Origin of the sequence: Arthrobacter sp. Y81, from assembly GCF_002929335.1 — a bacterium.
In the GTDB taxonomy this organism is placed as follows: Bacteria; Actinomycetota; Actinomycetes; order Actinomycetales; family Micrococcaceae; genus Arthrobacter.
Map to the genome: position 1 here is coordinate 73384 of NZ_PJIL01000010.1, position 17757 is coordinate 91140.

Annotated in this window: 17 protein-coding genes and 2 tRNA genes; 12 read left to right on the forward strand and 7 right to left on the reverse strand. The window is 62.9% G+C overall.

The features are described from left to right. Positions 1 to 17: 17 nt before the first annotated feature. From CXQ91_RS14440 to rpmH, 5 genes are read right to left on the reverse strand one after another with little or no spacing between them, the layout of a single operon-like run. Positions 18 to 584 carry a R3H domain-containing nucleic acid-binding protein gene (locus CXQ91_RS14440; protein ID WP_104174606.1) on the reverse strand — a complete coding sequence of 189 codons (567 nt, stop codon included), beginning with the start codon at positions 582 to 584 and terminating at the stop codon, positions 18 to 20. Further along, positions 584 to 1564 carry a membrane protein insertase YidC gene (gene yidC, locus CXQ91_RS14445; RefSeq protein ID WP_104174607.1) on the reverse strand — a complete coding sequence of 327 codons (981 nt, stop codon included), beginning with the start codon at positions 1562 to 1564 and terminating at the stop codon, positions 584 to 586. Before yidC ends, CXQ91_RS14440 begins: the two co-directional genes overlap by 1 nt. 16 nt (positions 1565 to 1580) lie before the next feature. Beyond that, the gene (gene yidD / locus CXQ91_RS14450) at positions 1581 to 1976 is read right to left on the reverse strand and encodes a membrane protein insertion efficiency factor YidD (protein WP_104174608.1); all 396 of its coding nucleotides are present in this window, start codon (positions 1974 to 1976) and stop codon (positions 1581 to 1583) included. Then, complete coding sequence (gene rnpA, locus CXQ91_RS14455) at positions 1969 to 2379, reverse strand: ribonuclease P protein component (RefSeq protein ID WP_104174609.1); 411 nt, start codon at positions 2377 to 2379, stop codon at positions 1969 to 1971. Before rnpA ends, yidD begins: the two co-directional genes overlap by 8 nt. Before the next feature lie 42 nt (positions 2380 to 2421). Next, positions 2422 to 2559: a 50S ribosomal protein L34 gene (rpmH, locus tag CXQ91_RS14460; RefSeq protein ID WP_003800212.1), complete on the reverse strand. Its 138-nt coding sequence runs from the start codon at positions 2557 to 2559 to the stop codon at positions 2422 to 2424. Positions 2560 to 3027: 468 nt separating this feature from the next. On the opposite strand from rpmH, the gene dnaA reads away from it, so the two are divergent. From dnaA to CXQ91_RS14510, 11 genes are all read left to right on the forward strand, one after another. Continuing rightward, complete coding sequence (gene dnaA / locus CXQ91_RS14465) at positions 3028 to 4449, forward strand: chromosomal replication initiator protein DnaA (protein WP_104174610.1); 1422 nt, start codon at positions 3028 to 3030, stop codon at positions 4447 to 4449. 536 nt (positions 4450 to 4985) lie between these two features. Continuing rightward, positions 4986 to 6110, forward strand: a complete 1125-nt coding sequence (dnaN, locus tag CXQ91_RS14470; protein ID WP_104174611.1) for a DNA polymerase III subunit beta — start codon at positions 4986 to 4988, stop codon at positions 6108 to 6110. A gap of 107 nt (positions 6111 to 6217) precedes the next feature. Further along, positions 6218 to 7102 carry a phosphogluconate dehydrogenase (NAD(+)-dependent, decarboxylating) gene (gene gnd / locus CXQ91_RS14475; RefSeq protein WP_104174612.1) on the forward strand — a complete coding sequence of 295 codons (885 nt, stop codon included), beginning with the start codon at positions 6218 to 6220 and terminating at the stop codon, positions 7100 to 7102. Positions 7103 to 7138: 36 nt separating this feature from the next. Then, positions 7139 to 8344 (forward strand): DNA replication/repair protein RecF, encoded by a 1206-nt coding sequence (recF, locus tag CXQ91_RS14480; protein WP_104174613.1) that lies wholly within the window; start codon positions 7139 to 7141, stop codon positions 8342 to 8344. Then, on the forward strand, positions 8341 to 8895 hold the full coding sequence (locus CXQ91_RS14485) for a DUF721 domain-containing protein (RefSeq protein WP_104174614.1): 555 nt from the start codon (positions 8341 to 8343) through the stop codon (positions 8893 to 8895). Before recF ends, CXQ91_RS14485 begins: the two co-directional genes overlap by 4 nt. A gap of 413 nt (positions 8896 to 9308) precedes the next feature. After that, positions 9309 to 11399, forward strand: a complete 2091-nt coding sequence (gene gyrB / locus CXQ91_RS14490) for a DNA topoisomerase (ATP-hydrolyzing) subunit B (RefSeq protein ID WP_104174615.1) — start codon at positions 9309 to 9311, stop codon at positions 11397 to 11399. Positions 11400 to 11460: 61 nt separating this feature from the next. Next, entirely contained in the window at positions 11461 to 14169 is a 2709-nt protein-coding gene (gene gyrA, locus CXQ91_RS14495; RefSeq protein WP_104174616.1) for a DNA gyrase subunit A, read from the forward strand. Beyond that, positions 14166 to 14813: a DUF3566 domain-containing protein gene (locus tag CXQ91_RS14500; protein ID WP_104174617.1), complete on the forward strand. Its 648-nt coding sequence runs from the start codon at positions 14166 to 14168 to the stop codon at positions 14811 to 14813. Before gyrA ends, CXQ91_RS14500 begins: the two co-directional genes overlap by 4 nt. A 98-nt stretch (positions 14814 to 14911) precedes the next feature. Next, positions 14912 to 14985 (forward strand) — tRNA-Ile (locus CXQ91_RS14505). A 23-nt stretch (positions 14986 to 15008) separates the two neighbouring features. Then, entirely contained in the window at positions 15009 to 15161 is a 153-nt protein-coding gene (locus CXQ91_RS25025; protein WP_258073995.1) for a DLW-39 family protein, read from the forward strand. Between the two features lie 72 nt (positions 15162 to 15233). Then, positions 15234 to 15309 (forward strand) — tRNA-Ala (locus CXQ91_RS14510). A gap of 52 nt (positions 15310 to 15361) precedes the next feature. Here the strand turns inward: CXQ91_RS14510 and CXQ91_RS14515 are convergent. Further along, positions 15362 to 15730 carry a cupin domain-containing protein gene (locus tag CXQ91_RS14515; RefSeq protein WP_104174618.1) on the reverse strand — a complete coding sequence of 123 codons (369 nt, stop codon included), beginning with the start codon at positions 15728 to 15730 and terminating at the stop codon, positions 15362 to 15364. A gap of 121 nt (positions 15731 to 15851) precedes the next feature. Between CXQ91_RS14515 and CXQ91_RS14520 the strand changes: the two genes are divergently transcribed. Further along, entirely contained in the window at positions 15852 to 16766 is a 915-nt protein-coding gene (locus CXQ91_RS14520; RefSeq protein ID WP_104174619.1) for a DMT family transporter, read from the forward strand. A 50-nt stretch (positions 16767 to 16816) separates the two neighbouring features. On the opposite strand, the gene CXQ91_RS14525 is transcribed toward CXQ91_RS14520, so the two are convergent. Next, entirely contained in the window at positions 16817 to 17692 is an 876-nt protein-coding gene (locus CXQ91_RS14525; protein ID WP_104174701.1) for a glycosyltransferase family 2 protein, read from the reverse strand. Positions 17693 to 17757 lie beyond the last annotated feature (65 nt).

Consider the following 17757-nt stretch of genomic DNA (forward strand, 5'->3'; position numbering starts at 1 on the left):
TCAGCGTCCCGGCGTCTTCAGTCTGCGGAGACAACGATGTGCCTCCCGGCACCTTCGCCTTCGGATTCGCTGACGAAACCAAGATCGGCCACAGCGTCGTGAACGATCTTCCGCTCGTAAGCGCTCATCGGCTCCAGCGCCACAGCGTTTCCGGATTCCTTGACGGAGGCCACGGCGTCCTCTGCGATCTTCTGCAGGTGGCCGGCGCGCTCCTGCCGGTATCCGTTGATGTCCAGCACCAGCCGGGACCGGTTTTCGGTGGCTGAGAGTACGGAAAGGCGGGTCAGCTCCTGCAGGGCTTCCAGCACTTCACCGTCACGGCCGACGAGGCTGTCCAACCCTGAGGACTCTTCCTCGGCCACGATGGAAATGTAGGTCCGTCCATTCCGGACCTCGATGTCGATGTCGCCGTCAATGTCGGCGATGTCCAGCAGCTCTTCAAGATAGTCGGCCGCGACGTCGCCTTCCTCTTCCAGCCGGCTCGCGGAAGAACCCTTGCCCGAATCCTGGCTCTCGTCCCGGGCGTCATCCTGGTCTTCAATGGCCTCGGCGGTAACGGCGTTTTCGGTGCTATCGACAGACATTACTTCTTCTTCCTGTTCTTACGTTGTGGCTGGATGCGCTGGCCCTTGGCCTCGGCGATGGCGGCTGCCGCGGCGGCTTCAGCCTCGACGTCGACCTTCTTGCCTCCCAGGATGGGCAGGGCCGGAAGGCCCTTGGCGGCGCGGCGCTCGGCGAGGGCCTTGGCGGCCGGGGATCCCGGCGTCGGCATGCGGCGGATGACGAAGAACTGCTGTGCCATGGTCCAGAGGTTGGTGGTGGTCCAGTAGATCAGCACACCAATGGGGAAGTTGATGCCACCCACACCGAACACAAGGGGCAGGATGTAGAGCATCATTTTCTGCTGGCGCATGAACGGGCTGGCCATGGCCTCTTCGGACATGTTCTTGGCCATGATCTGCTTCTGCGTGATGAACTGCGATGCCGTCATCGCCAGGATCATCACAATGGAGAGGATCCACACCGCCACAACATTGCCGCCGGGGGGCGTGCCATGAAGCAGCGTGGCGGACAACGGGGCGCCGAAGATGCTCGACTGATCGAACTGGACCACCTGTTCGTGGCTCATGGCGCCGATGCCCTTGCCCGCCTGGGCGCTCGTGGTGATGCCGGAGAGCACCTGGAACAGCGCGAAGAAGAACGGCATCTGGATCAGCATGGGCAGGCAGGCAGAGAACGGGTTGGTCCCGTGCTTCTTGTACATGGCCATCTGTTCCTGCGCCATAGCCTGGCGGGAGAGCTGGTCGGTCTTGCCCTTGTACTTCTCCTGCAGCTTCTTGAGGTCCGGCTGCAGGAGCTGCATGCCGCGCTGGGCCTTGATCTGCTTGACGAACACAGGGATCAGGGCGGCACGGATCACCAGCACAAGCCCGATGATGGACAGCGTCCACGTCCAGCCGTTGGCAGCCGGCAGGCCAATGGTGCTCAGGCCCTCGTGGAAGCCCACCATGATGATGGAAACCAGCCACTTGAACGGAAACATGATTGTTTCAAAGAAGTCCATACGATATCCCTATTCGTCAGGCCGCAGTGCGGCCTTCTCCATCAGACTGTGCAGCCAGGTACTTGTCCGGGTTGTTCAGTACAACAATTGTGGGGGTCCGGTGTTCGGGCCAGTGGCGGTGGCCGGCGGGGACGTGGTCCACGCCGCCGGCGTTCCAGGGATGGCAGCGCGCCAGGCGCCGGGCCGCCAGCCAGCTTCCTTTCACGGCGCCGTGCACCGTGATTGCTTCGAGGGCGTACGCCGAGCACGAAGGAAAGAAGCGGCAGACCTGGCCGTACAAGGGCGAAATCACCTTGCGGTAGGCCATCAGCAGCAGGATAAGAAAGTTGCGGGGCAGGTTCCAGAGCGTCTTGCCCATGAGGAGCGCTGCTGTTTTGAGGAAACGGACGACGGCGGCAATGGCGTTACGCACGCGGTGTCCCTTCCTGTGTTGTTTCCCGTGAAACCGCTGACGCGGCCCGAGGAAGGCGGCCGCCCAGCCGTTTCATGGTCGTTTCCAGAGCGGCGTTGTAATCTGCCAGCAGTTGGTCCCAGCTGGCAGCCGCGGCCGCAGGCAGTGCCCGGACCACAATGGCGAACCCGGTACCGTAATCCTGCAACGACAAAGCACCGGCTTCCCTCAGTCTCCTCTTAACGAGGTTCCTGACAACAGCGTTCCCAACACTCTTGGAAACGATGAATCCGATCCGGCTTGGTTCGTCAGCAGCAATAGCTACCGTATATAACACTACGTTCCGGCGTCCATTGCGGACGCCGGAACGTACAGTTGTTGAAAAATCGGTTGATGTCCTTAGACGGTTCCTGGTGGCTAGCACCGTTAAACTCGCAAAGGGATGTAGACCGACGAGTCAGTGTATTTAGGCCGACAGTTCGGTGCGGCCCTTGCCACGACGGGCTGCCAGGATGGCACGGCCGGCACGGGTACGCATACGAAGGCGGAAGCCGTGCTTCTTGGCTCGACGGCGGTTATTCGGCTGAAAAGTCCGCTTGCTCACGTTAGTTACTCCAGTGGATCAAAGGTGCGCCCACCCGATCAAAAAGGGGAAGAACTGGCCGACGCTAAGTTTTGTATGTGCACACGCTGCCCTCGGCTCGTAGGACGCGGAACGTCAGAGAGATTCAAATGAGGTCGAAAAGCGGACACAAAGGACTTCACAACGTTAGGCCAAAAAGCCTGCCCTAGTCAAACCGGGCCAGGGTTCACTGCCCTGCACCCGCTGTGGTTAACCTCTACCCACAGCCTGTGGATGAAGTGGCTCACAGGGTGCGTTTTCGAACCACAACGGTGTAATTATCCACAAGGCTCTACCCAGCTATCTTCTAGGCTTTTGATCCCCTAGAGTGGCTCAGTAGCCGATTATCCACGCTCTGTGCATAACCCTGTGGATATAAGCCGGAACCACCCCTGGTTCAGGACTTGTGGCTGCAGGTAATGCAGGCAAGCAAGTTTGAGGAACTGATTGATGACAGTAGACGAAGCCAACCACGCGAATACTGTCGGAAGTTCCTGGCGGCGGGTTGTGAGCCTTCTGGAGCAGGACCACCGGGTTTCACCCCGGCAGCGCGGCTTCGTAATCCTCGCCCAGGCGCAGGGACTGATCGGGTCCACCCTCCTGGTGGCGGTGCCCAACGAACTCACCCGCGAAGTCCTGCAGACCCAGGTCAAGGACGCCCTCGACGACGCCCTCCACAACGTCTTCTCCGACGACATCCGCTGCGCCATCGACGTCGACACCGATCTGGTGCCCCTCCACACGGAGCCGGAACCCGCCGTCGAACTTTCCCTCGCGACCGATCCCACGGTGGAACTGAAGCCGCAGCCCATGCTGCCGAGCACTTCCCATGAATTCGGCCGGCTCAACCCGAAGTACGTGTTCGATACGTTCGTGATCGGTTCGTCGAACCGGTTCGCGCATGCAGCCGCCGTCGCCGTCGCCGAGGCACCGGCCAAGGCCTACAACCCACTGTTCATCTACGGTGATTCCGGACTGGGCAAGACCCACCTGCTGCACGCGATCGGGCACTACGCCCGCCGCCTCTACAGCGGCATCCGGGTCCGCTACGTGAACTCCGAAGAGTTCACCAACGACTTCATCAACTCCATCCGGGACGACGAGGGCACCAGCTTCAAGACCACGTACCGCAACGTGGATGTCCTGCTGATCGATGACATCCAGTTCCTGGCCGGCAAGGACCGCACGCTGGAGGAGTTCTTCCACACGTTCAACGCGCTCCACAACAACAACAAACAGGTTGTCATCACGTCCGACCAGCCGCCCAAGCTGCTCGCCGGGTTCGAGGACAGGATGAAGTCCCGCTTCGAGTGGGGCCTGCTCACCGACATCCAGCCGCCGGAACTGGAAACCCGCATCGCGATCCTCCGCAAGAAGGCCCTCAGCGAAGGCCTCTCCGCACCGGACGACGCCCTCGAATACATCGCGTCCAAGATTTCCAGCAACATCCGCGAGCTCGAGGGCGCCCTGATCCGCGTCACCGCCTTCGCCAGCCTGAACCGTCAGCCGGTGGATGTCGCCCTCGCGGAAATGGTGCTCAAGGACCTCATCACGGACGACGGCGCCCAGGAGATCACCTCGGCGCAGATCCTGACCCAGACGGCCGACTACTTCAAGCTCAGCATGGAAGAGCTCTGCAGCAAGTCGCGGACCCGCACGCTGGTCACCGCACGCCAGATCGCCATGTACCTGTGCCGCGAGCTGACGGACATGTCGCTTCCCAAGATCGGGCAGGAGCTCGGCGGCCGCGATCACACCACCGTGATCCACGCAGACCGCAAGATCCGCGAACTGATGGCCGAGCGACGTGTGATCTACAACCAGGTTACGGAGCTGACCAACCGCATCAAGCAGCAGCAGCGGGATTCCTGAGCCTGGCCTCCGGCCCACATCCTTACCTTATTAACAGGAGCATGTGGATAAGCCTGTGGATAGTTAAGGGGACAACCGCGGTTAATGGGCTTAAAACCCTTAAGGCATCTGTGGATCAGCGAAACCGCCAAAAAAGTTGTCCCCATCCACACCCTGTTTAAAACCTGCTTCGCCCACAACGGATGAACAGGGCTTAACCGCGGAATCGTGCCGCGAAACAGGGTTATCCACAGTTTCCACAGCAGTTATTAACACTACTAATCCCAAAAAATTGAAATTCCCTCAAACAACAATCTCGTTCCCCGCCCCGCACAGCCTCGTGACCTCGGCCCGGAAGGGCCAGCGTCCCTGTCGGGGATGGGGAAATCCTCAATGTTCCGGCTAAGCTGTCAGCAGCGCTCCCATCCTTGGGTCTGTTTCTGGTTCAGCAAGCGCGGACCATGCAGGTTCCGGTGTCCGGGGGCAAGGTTTTTTGGACTCCCTGAGGGAGTTCCCGTTGAAAAAATGGCAGCAGCAATGAAAGGCGGCACCCTTCCGTGAAGTTCAGAGTCGAACGGGACGTCCTGGCAGAAGCCGTCACATGGACCGCCCGGTCGTTGTCTCCGCGGCCGCCGGTTCCGGTGCTTTCCGGGCTCCTCCTCAAGGCCGAGTCCGGCACCGTGAGCCTCTCGAGTTTTGACTACGAAACCTCGGCCCGCCTCGAAATCCCTGCTGATATCAGCGTTGAAGGCACCATCCTGGTTTCCGGACGTCTCCTTGCGGACATCTGCCGCAGCCTGCCGTCTGCCCCCGTTGAAGTCGAAACCGACGGCAACAAAGTCACGCTCACCTGCCGCCGCAGCAGCTTCCACCTCGCCACCATGCCCGAGGCCGAATACCCTCCGCTGCCTGCGCTTCCCACCATCAGCGGAACGGTGCCGGGCGATTCCTTCGCCCAGGCCGTTTCCCAGGTGATTATCGCCGCCAGCAAGGACGACACGCTGCCGATCCTCACCGGTGTCCGCATGGAGATCGAGGACGACCTCATCACCCTGCTGGCGACCGACCGCTACCGCCTGGCCATGCGCGAAGTGCCCTGGAAGCCGGTCACTCCCGGCATCTCCACCAGTGCCCTGGTCAAAGCGAAAACCCTCAACGAAGTCGCCAAAACCCTCGGCAACAGCGGAGACATCAACCTCGCCCTGGCTGACGACGACAGCCGGCTGATCGGCTTCGAGAGCGGCGGCCGCACCACCACGTCACTCCTGGTGGACGGCGACTACCCCAAGATCCGGTCCCTGTTCCCGGATGCCACGCCCATCCACGCCACCGTGCAGACCCAGGAACTGGTCGAAGCTGTCAGGCGCGTGTCCCTCGTTGCCGAACGCAACACCCCGGTGAGGCTTGCCTTCACCGAAGGCCAGCTCCACCTCGACGCCGGCACGGGCGAGGACGCCCAGGCGTCGGAGGAACTTGAAGCACAGCTGACCGGCGAGGAAATCACGGTTGCCTTCAACCCGCACTACCTCATTGAGGGCCTCAGCGTGATCGAAACCAAGTTCGTCCGGTTCTCGTTCACCACGGCCCCCAAGCCGGCCATGATCACGGCACAGGCCGATGCCGACGGCGAAGACCAGGGCGACTACCGATACCTGGTCATGCCGGTGCGCCTGCCCAACTAGGTAGCAGCTGATGTCGTTTTGGGCACTCAAAACGACACTTACTGCGACCCAGTTGGGTACATCACCGCAGCCCCACCACAACACCAGCGCAGAAAAGAGTTCCTACCGTGCATATCGGACTAATCGGCCTTGGCAAAATGGGTTTCAACATGCGCGAGAGGCTGCGCAAGGGTGGCATTGAAGTCACCGGCTTCGACCGCAACCCTGACGTTACCGACGTCGCGACAGTTGATGAGCTCATCGCGGCCGTTCCCGCGCCGCGCGTCATCTGGGTCATGGTCCCGGCAGGTGAAATCACCGATGCCGTGATCACCGAGCTGGGTTCCAAGCTCGACGCCGGTGACCTGGTGATCGATGGCGGCAACTCCCGCTTCACTGAGGACCAGAAACACGGGGCCGCGCTGGCTGAGCAGGGCATCCGCTTCGCCGACTGCGGTGTGTCCGGCGGCGTGTGGGGCCTGGAGAACGGCTACGGGCTCATGGCCGGCGGCGATGCCGCCGACATCGAACGGGCCATGCCCGCTTTTGATGCACTCCGTCCCGAAGGCGACCGGGCGGACAGCTTTGTCCACGTCGGCGGAATCGGTGCGGGCCACTACGCCAAGATGGTGCACAACGGCATCGAGTACGGCCTCATGCAGGCCTACGCCGAAGGATATGAACTCCTGGCCGCCAAGGACATCGTCACCGACCTGCCGGGAACATTCCGGGCCTGGCAGAAGGGCACGGTTGTTCGCTCCTGGCTGCTGGACCTCATGGTCAAGGCACTCGACGAGGATCCGGGCCTGGCCTCGATCGACGACTACGTCGAAGATTCCGGGGAAGGCCGCTGGACCGTCGAAGAGGCAATCGCCAACGCGGTTCCCGCGCCGGCCATCACAGCAGCCCTGTTTGCACGCTTCTCCTCCCGCGAGGACAACTCGCCGGCCATGAAGATGGTGTCCGCACTGCGGCATCAGTTCGGCGGGCATGCCACCCGTCCGGCCAAGTAGCGGCAGTCCGAACAGTCCGGGAATCCTGAAGACGGCGTGTACCTAGAAAAGCTTTCGCTGACCGATTTTCGCAGCTATGCCCAGGTGGACCTCACTCTCGAGCCCGGGGTGACGGTGCTCGTGGGGTACAACGGCATCGGCAAAACCAACCTCATGGAGGCAATCGGTTACCTGGCCACCCTGAGCTCGCACCGGGTCAGTTCGGACGCTCCGCTGTTGCGCTTCGGAACTGAGCGCGCCATGATCCGGGCCAAGCTGGTCCGGGGTGAGCAGGCCACCGTGCTGGAGCTGGAAATCAATGCAAGCCGCGCCAACCGGGGGCGCATCAACCGCAGCAACCCCGTGCGTGCCCGTGACATCCTCGGCATCTGCCAGACAGTGCTGTTTGCGCCCGAAGACCTGGCTTTGGTCAAGGGTGATCCTTCGAACCGCCGGCGTTTCCTCGACGAGCTGCTGGTCAGCCTCATGCCCCGCCATTCCGCCACGCGAAGCGACTACGACCGCGTCCTCAAACAACGCAACGCCCTTCTGAAATCAGGCCGTGCCGGCAAATTTACCGCCGGCCACGAGGCAACCCTGGATGTGTGGGACCAACACATGGCACGGGCCGGCGCCGAAGTGCTGCACGCCCGGCTGGAACTGGTGGAACGGCTCAGGCCCCATCTGAACAAGGCTTATGCGCAGTTGACCGACGGTTCCAAAGAGGCGGACGCCATTTACCGGTCCACGCTCCAGGACCTGCTGGACGACGACGGCGCCGGTGCGGCTTTCGCTGCCGAACCGTCCGCCGTCGGGCGCGTTGAGGACCTGCGGGTACTCTCCGTCGATGAGCTGACCGAACGCTATGTGCAGGCGTTTGCGGCGTCCCGCCGCAAGGAACTGGAGCGGGGCATTTCGCTCGTGGGGCCGCACCGTGACGATGTGGAACTCATCCTCGGCGAGGCACCGGCAAAGGGGTATGCATCGCACGGCGAAACGTGGTCCATGTGCCTTTCCCTGCGGCTGGCGTCCTACTACGTGATGCTGGACGATGCCCGCACCGGCGGGTCCGCGCCGATCCTCATACTCGACGATGTGTTTGCCGAACTTGACGTCCAGCGGCGGCGTAAACTGGCGGCAATAGTATCCGGCGCCGAACAGGTGCTGGTGACTGCCGCCGTCGACGCCGATATTCCGGAGGAACTGACCGGGCGGCGGGTGAAGGTCATCCCGGGAGGAATCGATGAGTCGGAATCCCCATGAATAAGGACACCGGAGGTCTGCAGCCCGGCCGAGATCCCGACGACATCGATGCTCCCCAGGCCGCCCTCAACCGGATGCGCGAAGCGGCGGCCGCCCGGGGTGAAATCCGCCGCAAGCACCCGCTGCCCGCAAACGGAGCCAAAAAGCCGGGGCGCAGCGCGGGTACCCGCGGCTTCACCCAGTTCCACGGCACCGGCCGCGATCCGCTGGGCCTGGGCAAGGTGGTGGGACGGTTGGTGGCAGAACGCGGCTGGACCTCCCCGGTAGCGGTCGGATCGGTCATGGCTGAATGGGGCACCCTGGTGGGTCCGGAGATCTCGGCGCACTGCACCCCCGAAAGCTTCACCGACACCACGCTCCACGTGCGGTGCGATTCCACAGCGTGGGCCACTCAGCTCCGTCTCCTCAGCTTCAGTCTCCTGGAGAAGTTCCGTACGGAACTGGGTGAGGGCGTTGTCACCAAAATCCAAGTCCTGGGACCGGCGGCGCCCAGCTGGCGGAAGGGCGGACGGACAGTCAACGGCCGCGGCCCCCGCGACACGTACGGATAGCGGAACGCCACGACCGCCGCTGCGATCCCGGCTGCTGACACTCCCGACTCTTGAAAAATGGCCAAACGGCGTGTAGGGCGCTCAAACTGCCCTGGGCCGTATAGGAACCCAGAGACCGGACCCCTGGAGCCTTGCAGGCGGAGCCAATGGCCTGCCAGCGCCACTTTCCTCTGCGTTTGCGGCCCTGGAATGCGGGATTCCGCCCGCCCACACGGTAGAATCGGGGTAGATAACTGGGCGCCGGTGAAACGTTGACTGAGTCCGTTTTTCGGCGCATTTTCCTGCGGCCGGGGCACGGTTCCGCCAGTCACCGAAGTAGTCGGCGTTATCAGTGACGTGCCTGTTGGCAGGAACCTCTTCTACCGGAGACGGTGACGGCCGGCCATACGAATACAGAGGAGTCGAAAGCGCCTGTGGCTAACGACAATGCAGATATCCCGGCAGTGGAACACGCAGCTGAGGATGCCCGTACAACTGATGCGCCGGCGGAGGCAGCCGAACGCAAGGGATACGGTGCCAGCGACATCACCGTCCTTGAAGGGCTTGAGGCTGTCCGCAAACGGCCCGGCATGTACATCGGTTCCACGGGACCCCGCGGCCTCCACCACCTGGTGTACGAAGTGGTGGACAACTCCGTAGATGAAGCCCTGGCCGGGTACTGCACCCACATCGAGATTGTTCTCCAGGCCGACGGCGGCGTCAAGGTGATTGACGACGGCCGAGGCATCCCCGTGGATATGCACCCCACGGAGCACAAGCCCACGGTTGAAGTTGTTATGACCATCCTGCACGCCGGCGGAAAGTTCGGCGGTGGCGGTTACGCCGTGTCCGGCGGCCTCCACGGCGTGGGCATTTCGGTGGTCAACGCGCTCTCCAGCCGGGTGGACACCGAAGTGCGGCGCCAGGGTCACGTCTGGCGGATGTCCTTCGCCGACGGCGGCAAGCCCCAGGGCGGCCTGGACCAGGGTGAAGAGACGGACCAGACCGGTACGACGCAGACCTTCTACCCGGATGCCAGCATCTTCGAGAGCACGGAATTCGATTTCGAGACGCTCCGCGCCCGGTTCCAGCAGATGGCGTTCCTGAACAAGGGCCTGCGCATCACGCTGACGGACGAACGCAACGCCACACTAGAAAACTCCGAAGACGGGGACCTCGATCTCGACGCCGTCCCCACCGAAGGCGAAGTTGCCGCCGAATACCGGACGGTTGTCTATCAGTACGACGACGGCCTGCTCGACTACGTGAAGCACCTGAACTCCGGCAAGAAGGTCGACGTGGTCCACGAGGACGTCATCGCCTTCGAAACCGAGGACACGGAACGGAAAATCGCGCTGGAAATGGCGATGCAGTGGACCAACGCGTACTCCGAAAGCGTCCACACCTATGCCAACACCATCAACACGCATGAAGGCGGCACCCACGAAGAGGGCTTCCGCGCCGCGATGACGTCACTCATCAACCGCTATGCGCGCGAGAAGAACATCATCAAGGAAAAGGACGACAACCTCACGGGTGATGACATCCGTGAAGGGCTCACCGCCGTTATCTCCGTGAAGCTGGCCGAACCGCAGTTCGAAGGCCAGACCAAGACCAAGCTCGGCAACTCCGAGGTCAAGGGCTTCGTCCAGCGCGTCGTCACCGACGGCCTGGGTGACTGGCTGGAACGCAACCCCGGCCCGGCACGCGACGTGATCCGCAAGGCCATTTCAGCTGCCCAGGCCCGCATGGCCGCCCGCAAGGCACGTGACAATGCCCGCCGCAAGAGCCCCCTCGAGTCCTTCGGCATGCCGGGCAAGCTATCCGACTGCTCCTCCAAGGACCCGGCCAAGTGCGAGGTCTACATCGTGGAGGGTGACTCCGCCGGCGGCTCCGCCAAGCGCGGACGCAACCCGGAAACGCAGGCCATCCTGCCCCTTCGCGGCAAGATCCTGAACGTGGAACGGGCGCGCCTGGACAAGGCCCTCGGCAACAACGAGGTCCAGTCCATGATCACGGCCTTCGGTACCGGCATCGGCGAGGACTTCGACCTCAGCAAACTCCGGTATCACAAGATCGTGCTCATGGCCGACGCTGACGTTGACGGCCAGCACATCACCACGCTCCTGATGACACTCCTGTTCCGGTACATGCGCCCGCTGATTGAAAACGGCTACGTGTACCTCGCCCAGCCGCCGCTGTACCGGATCAAGTGGTCCAATGCGCCGCACGACTACGTCTACAGTGACCGTGAACGCGACGCCCGGCTCGTGGCCGGCCAGGCCTCAGGGCGCCGCATTCCGAAGGACAACGGCATCCAGCGCTACAAGGGCCTTGGCGAGATGGACTACACGGAGTTGTGGGACACCACCATGGACCCGGACCACCGGACCCTCCTGCAGGTCACCATGGATGACGCCCTCGCGGCCGACCAGATCTTCACCGTGCTGATGGGTGAGGATGTTGAGTCCCGCCGAAACTTCATTCAGCAAAACGCCAAGGATGTCAGGTTCCTGGATATCTAAGAGCCCCCACGGCCTTAAATATTCTCGATCCGACATATACCTGAAACGGAAAACATAGACTATGAGTGACGAAACACCCGAGGTTCCGGCCGAATCCGCCGGTCCCGCCGAGCCCGTCCTGGAGGGCGACGTGCTGGTCGACCGCGTGGAGCAGGTGGACCTGCAGACGGAAATGCAGCGCTCCTACCTCGACTACGCCATGGCCGTCATTGTCGGCCGCGCGCTGCCTGACGTCCGTGACGGACTCAAGCCCGTCCACCGCCGGGTTCTCTACGCCATGTTCGACGGCGGATACCGCCCGGACCGCTCCTTCAACAAGTGTGCCCGCGTGGTGGGCGAGGTCATGGGCCAGTACCACCCGCACGGCGATACGGCCATCTACGACGCCCTGGTGCGCCTGATCCAGGACTGGACCATGCGCTACCCCCTGGCGCTGGGACAGGGAAACTTCGGTTCGCCGGGCAACGACGGTGCTGCAGCACCGCGTTATACCGAAACTAAGATGGCCCCGCTAGCCATGGAAATGGTCCGGGACATCGACGAGGAAACCGTCGACTTCCAGGACAACTACGACGGCAAGAACCAGGAACCCACCATCCTGCCGGCGCGGTTCCCCAACCTGTTGGTCAACGGCTCGTCTGGCATCGCCGTCGGCATGGCCACCAACATTCCGCCGCACAACCTCCGCGAGGTTGCCGACGGCGTGCAGTGGTACCTGGCCAATCCGACGGCCAGCCGCGAAGAGTTGCTGGAAGAACTGCTGCTCCGCATCAAGGGCCCTGACTTCCCGACCGGCGCCACGATCCTGGGCCACAAGGGCATCGAAGACGCGTACCGCACCGGCCGCGGCTCCATCACCATGCGTGCCGTGGTCAACGTTGAAGAGCTCCAGGGACGCACCTGCCTGGTGGTCACCGAACTGCCCTACCAGGCCAACCCGGACAACCTGGCCATCAAGATCGCCGAACTCGTCAAGGACGGGAAGATCTCGGGCATAGCCGACCTCCGGGATGAGACCTCCGGCCGCACCGGCCAGCGCCTGGTCATCGTGCTCAAGCGCGACGCCGTGGCCAAGGTGGTGCTGAACAACCTCTACAAGCACACCCAGCTGCAGGACAACTTCGCGGCAAACATGTTGGCAATCGTCGACGGCGTCCCGAGGACCCTCAGCCTGGATGCCTTCATCCGCCACTGGGTCACCCACCAGATGGACGTCATCGCACGGCGGACCCGGTACCGCCTGCGCAAGGCCGAAGAGGAAGCACACATCCTGCGTGCCCTCCTCAAGGCTTTGGACGCACTGGACGAGGTTATTGCCCTCATCCGCGCGTCCAACACCACCGAAGCGGCCCGCGACGGCCTGATGCAGCTGCTGGACATCGATGAACTTCAGGCGCGCGCCATCCTGGACATGCAGCTTCGCCGGCTTGCCGCCCTGGAACGCCAGAAGATCCAGGACCGCCATGCCGAGCTGGAAGCCCTGATCGCCGAGTACAACTCGATCCTGGCCTCGGAAGAGCGCCAGCGCGAGATCATCAGCACCGAACTTGCCGAAATCGTCGCCAAGCACGGGGATGACCGCCGCACGAAGATCCTGATGGGCTTCGACGGTGACATGTCCATGGAAGACCTCATTCCTGAAGAGGAAATGGTGGTCACCATCACGCGCGGCGGCTACGTCAAGCGCACGCGCAGTGACAACTACCGCTCACAGCAACGCGGCGGCAAGGGCATCAAGGGCGCCCAGCTGCGCGGGGACGACGTCGTGGAACATTTCTTCGTCACCACAACTCACCATTGGCTGCTGTTCTTCACCAACCTGGGACGCGTCTACCGTGCCAAGGCTTACGAACTCGTGGAAGCGGGGCGTGACGCCAAGGGCCAGCACGTTGCCAACCTGCTGGCTTTCCAGCCGGACGAGCACATCGCCCAGGTGCTGGACCTCCGCGACTACCAGCACGCCCCGTACCTGGTGCTAGCCACCAAGCGCGGCCTTGTCAAGAAGACCCGCTTGGAGGACTACGACACCAACCGCTCCGCGGGTGTCATCGCGATCAACCTGCGCGACGGCGACGAACTCGTCTCGGCACAGCTTGTCTCGGAAACCGATGACCTCATGCTGGTTTCCCGCATGGGCCAGTCCATCCGCTTCACGGCTACGGACGATGCACTGCGCCCCATGGGCCGTGCGACCTCCGGCGTGACCGGCATGAAGTTCCGCGAGGACGATGAACTGCTGGCGGCAGATGTCGTCAAGGACGGCTCGTTCGTTTTCATCGTCACCGAAGGCGGCTACGCCAAGCGCACTGCGGTGGAGGAATACCGCCTCCAGGGCCGCGGCGGCCTCGGAATCAAGGTCGGCAAGTACCAGGAAGAGCGGGGCCACCTCGTAGGCGCCCTGATTGTCCAGGAAGAGGACGAAGTCCTGGTGGTCATGGAAGGCGGCAAGGTGGTCCGGTCCTCGGTGGCCGGCGTGCCTGCCAAGGGCCGCGACACCATGGGCGTCATCTTCGCCAAGCCGGACAAGAACGACCGCATCATCGAGGTTGCGCGCAACAGCGAACGCGGTCTGGAAGGCGAGGAGGCTGAAGCCACCGACCCGGAAAACCCGTCCGAAAGCCCGGCTGCGGCCGGGAATGACGTAACGTTGGCTGAAGGTGCCGGATCACATGACGGGTCCGCAGAGGAAGATTCAGCACCGGCCGCGGAGTCCGAAGAGTCATCGGACGACGCTGAGCTGGACGAAGAAAATACCGGAGGTAACGAGTGAGCAATTCCGACTCATATCCCAAGCCGAACAGCAACACTCCCGGCGGGATCAGGCAGCCGGCGTCCGCTCCGCGCGTGAACGCCCCCGTACGTCCCCAGCAGCGGCCTTCTACGCCGGGCGCTCCGGCGCAGCGTCCTGTGGTCCCCGGGCAGCGCCCGGCCCAGGGGCAGCGCCCTGCGCAGCCGCCCCAGGGGACGCGCCCCGGCGTTCCCGGCCAGCGTCCGGGCCAGGGCAGCGCCCAGGGCGCTCCTGGGCTGGTCAAGCCGGCTCCGAAGGCGAAGGTCCGCCGTGCCCGGCTCCTCGTCAGCAAGGTGGACCCCTGGTCCGTGCTGAAGATGGCCTTCCTGCTGTCCGTTGCCCTGGGCATAGTCACGGTTGTTGCGGCGATCGTCCTGTGGACCGTCCTGGACCTGACCGGCATCTTCGATCAGGTGGACAGCCTGCTCGGAACACTTGCCGGTTCAGAAGGCGGCGGGTTCGAACTGAAGAAGGTGGCTTCCCTCGGCCAGGTCGCTTCCTTTGCGGTCATTATCGCAGTGGTGAACGTTGTGCTGCTGACAGCCCTGTCGATGCTTTCGGCCGTGCTGTACAACATTTCCGCCACCCTCGTCGGTGGCATCGGCGTGACCCTGACGGACGACTAGTCCGTGGATTTTCGCCGGAATTCCACCGGCGAAATGCCTCGATTTGAGATCGGGCCGGGATGTGCTGTAAAGTCGTGTCTCGGCCCGATGAGGCATCGGGGCGTATAGCTCAGGCGGTTAGAGCGCTTCGCTGATAACGAAGAGGTCCCAGGTTCAAGTCCTGGTACGCCCACGGAACCTGCACAGGTTTTGGAAATGGTTCGGGTAACACCGAGCCGGAACGGGGTGCATGTGAAGAAGTTGCTGGTTGTTGCAGTGGCTATCGCAGGCGCCTTGCTTTTCAAGAAGGTGCAGGAATCCGAAGCCCGGAAAACGGTCTGGAGCGATTCGACTGACAAGGTCGAATAGTCCGGATTCCCGGTCCGGACGCTGGTAAGCAGCGTTCCGGAACTAGGGTACGATTGATGGGTTGCTTCTTATGGGGGCATGGCGCAATTGGTAGCGCACCTGCTTTGCAAGCAGGGGGTTCGGGGTTCGAGTCCCCGTGCCTCCACCATAAGGAAGGCCCCGGAATGCGGAAACGCAATCCGGGGCCTTTTGTTTTGCCCTCAAACCTTGCGCTTGGCGTAGTCGTCCATGCCCTGCCAGTCGATGACGATGTAGGGCTCGTCTCCCACCACCCAGGCGTCGTGCCCGGGCGGAATGATGCCGAAGTCGCCGGGGCCGTACTCCATCTCTTCGCCGTCGTCCATGACCACCTTCAGCCGACCCGAAATCGAGTACCCCATATGGCTCGCCATACAGCTTTCCGTTTTCGCGATTGGTTTGACGTGTTTGGACCACTGCCAGCCTGGCAGGAAGGTGGCGCGTCCCACTGCGCCAGCGTTAATGTTGACCAGTTCCAGCTGACCCGTTCCGTCTTCGAAGGGGCGGGTTTCCTCCGGTTTGTCCAGGCTCATGCGGATCAGTGACGACATGATGGTCTCCTTCTTGAATGACAGTGAGACCGGGGTATAAGACTGGCACTGCGGTATTCCACCGTCAAGGACACGATGGCAGCGGAACCGGGCCTTCAGGGGCAGCACTACTGTTGGAACGGTGAACTTCTTCCTCGCCGCTTTGGGCGTGCTGGGAGTGGCCTCCTCCGGGCCCCTCATCGCCGCCACGCTGGGTGCCACCACTGTCAGCGCCCTGGCCATCGCCTTCTGGCGCAACGCCATCGGAGCCGCGGTCATGGCCGCACCGGTCCTGGTGACGAATCCCCGGCAGTTCGGCAAGGTGACACCCCGCGAGTTCCGCTGGTCCGTCCTCGCCGCCGTCGCCCTAGCACTGCACTTCGCCTGCTTCATCACCTCCCTCCAGCTCACGTCCGTGGCAGCGGCGACGGCGTTGGTCTGCCTCCAGTCCGGCTGGATCGCGGTCTTCCAGCTCTTCCGGGGAGTGCGCCACCCCTGGCAGGTACTGGTGGGCTTGGGGATGGCGTTCGGCGGCGTTGTGGCGATCACGGGCTTCGACATGGGCACGTCACCGGAAGCCTTGCTGGGCGACCTGCTGGCGGTAGCAGGAGGCGCCCTGGCCGGCCTCTACACGCTGGCAGGCGGCAAGGCGCGCGAAACCATGGGCACCGGCACCTACACGACGCTCTGCTACGGAATGTGCGCTGCCGTGGTGGCGCTGCTGGCACTGTTCTCCAAGCAGCCGCTGGTGGGTTTCGACGCCGCGGGCTGGCTGGGGATCCTTGCCATCACCGTGTGCGCCCAGCTGGTGGGGCACACAGCCTTCAACCATCTGTTGGCGACCATGAGTCCGCTGCTGGTATCCATGATCATCCTGCTGGAGATTCCCGGCGCCGCGCTGCTGGCGGCCGTGTTCCTGGGTGAGACTCTCCCGGGCGGCACCTACGCCGGTCTGGCGCTGATTATGGTGGGGCTCGCCGTCGTCGTAGCCGGACAGCGGCGCAGAAGGCCCTTACGCGCCGGCACAACCCGCCTGGCGGAGCTGGGAACGGACTGACGCCAGGGAGGCTACAGAAAGCCAGCCCCCGCTGAAGGCGCGGCTGAAGACTACTGTCCGCCGCGGCGCGCAGGCTGGGTGGAGTTCACCGTGTGGATGGCGCGCAGGAGCTTGGCCGGGAAATAGACGGAGAAGAACACCACCATGGGCGCTTTGAGGGCCATCTTCTTGACGTTGTGGGCCTTATACGTCCGGTCGAACCGGGTCACGTAGTACCGATAGTCGCGGGGGGAATCCTCGAGCCGGCGGGCGGACATTCCGGATACCATCTGGGGCCAATACTGGACCCTGAGGTCGTGGTCGGCCAGATGCAGGGAGAGGTCGATGTCCTCGTGCATCTCGTCTTTTTCGTCCCGGCAGGTCTCGTCCCGGATGGTTTCCCAGGCGGAGCGGCGGAGTGCCATGTTGGAGCCGAAGAGGAAGTGGTACTGGTGCTTGGCCAGCTTGAGCATCAGCTGCCGCATTTTGTCGTCTGCTTTGAGCCCGAAGCGGCGCATCGGCATGTCGTAATAGACCACGGGGCCGGTGGCAGCCTGGACGGAGGGGTCAAGGAAGGCTTTCTGGACCTGTTCCACCCAGTCCGGTTCCACCACGGAGTCCGCGTCGATCCGGCCCAGCACCTCGCCTGTGGCGTGGTTGAGGCCGAAGTTACGGGTCGGGATGAGGCCCTGGTCCCGGTCCTGGCTCAGCAGGATGATGGGACTCTCGGGGTATTCCAGCTGCATTTGGCGCACGATCTCAGCCGTGCGGTCCTTGGACATGTTGTCCACCACGATGATCTCCGCGGCAGGCACCGACTGGTAAACAGCCGCGATGAGGCACTGCCTGATGACGCTTTCTTCGTTATATGCCGGTATGACGATGGATACGCCCGGCAGTAGCGCAGCGTCGTGCGAGGCATCCTCGGCGGATCTATCGGGTGACATCACCACAAATTTAGCACCCTTGCGTGTCCCAGCCCGGGATGCCGGGTGAAGGTCGGGGAAACAAC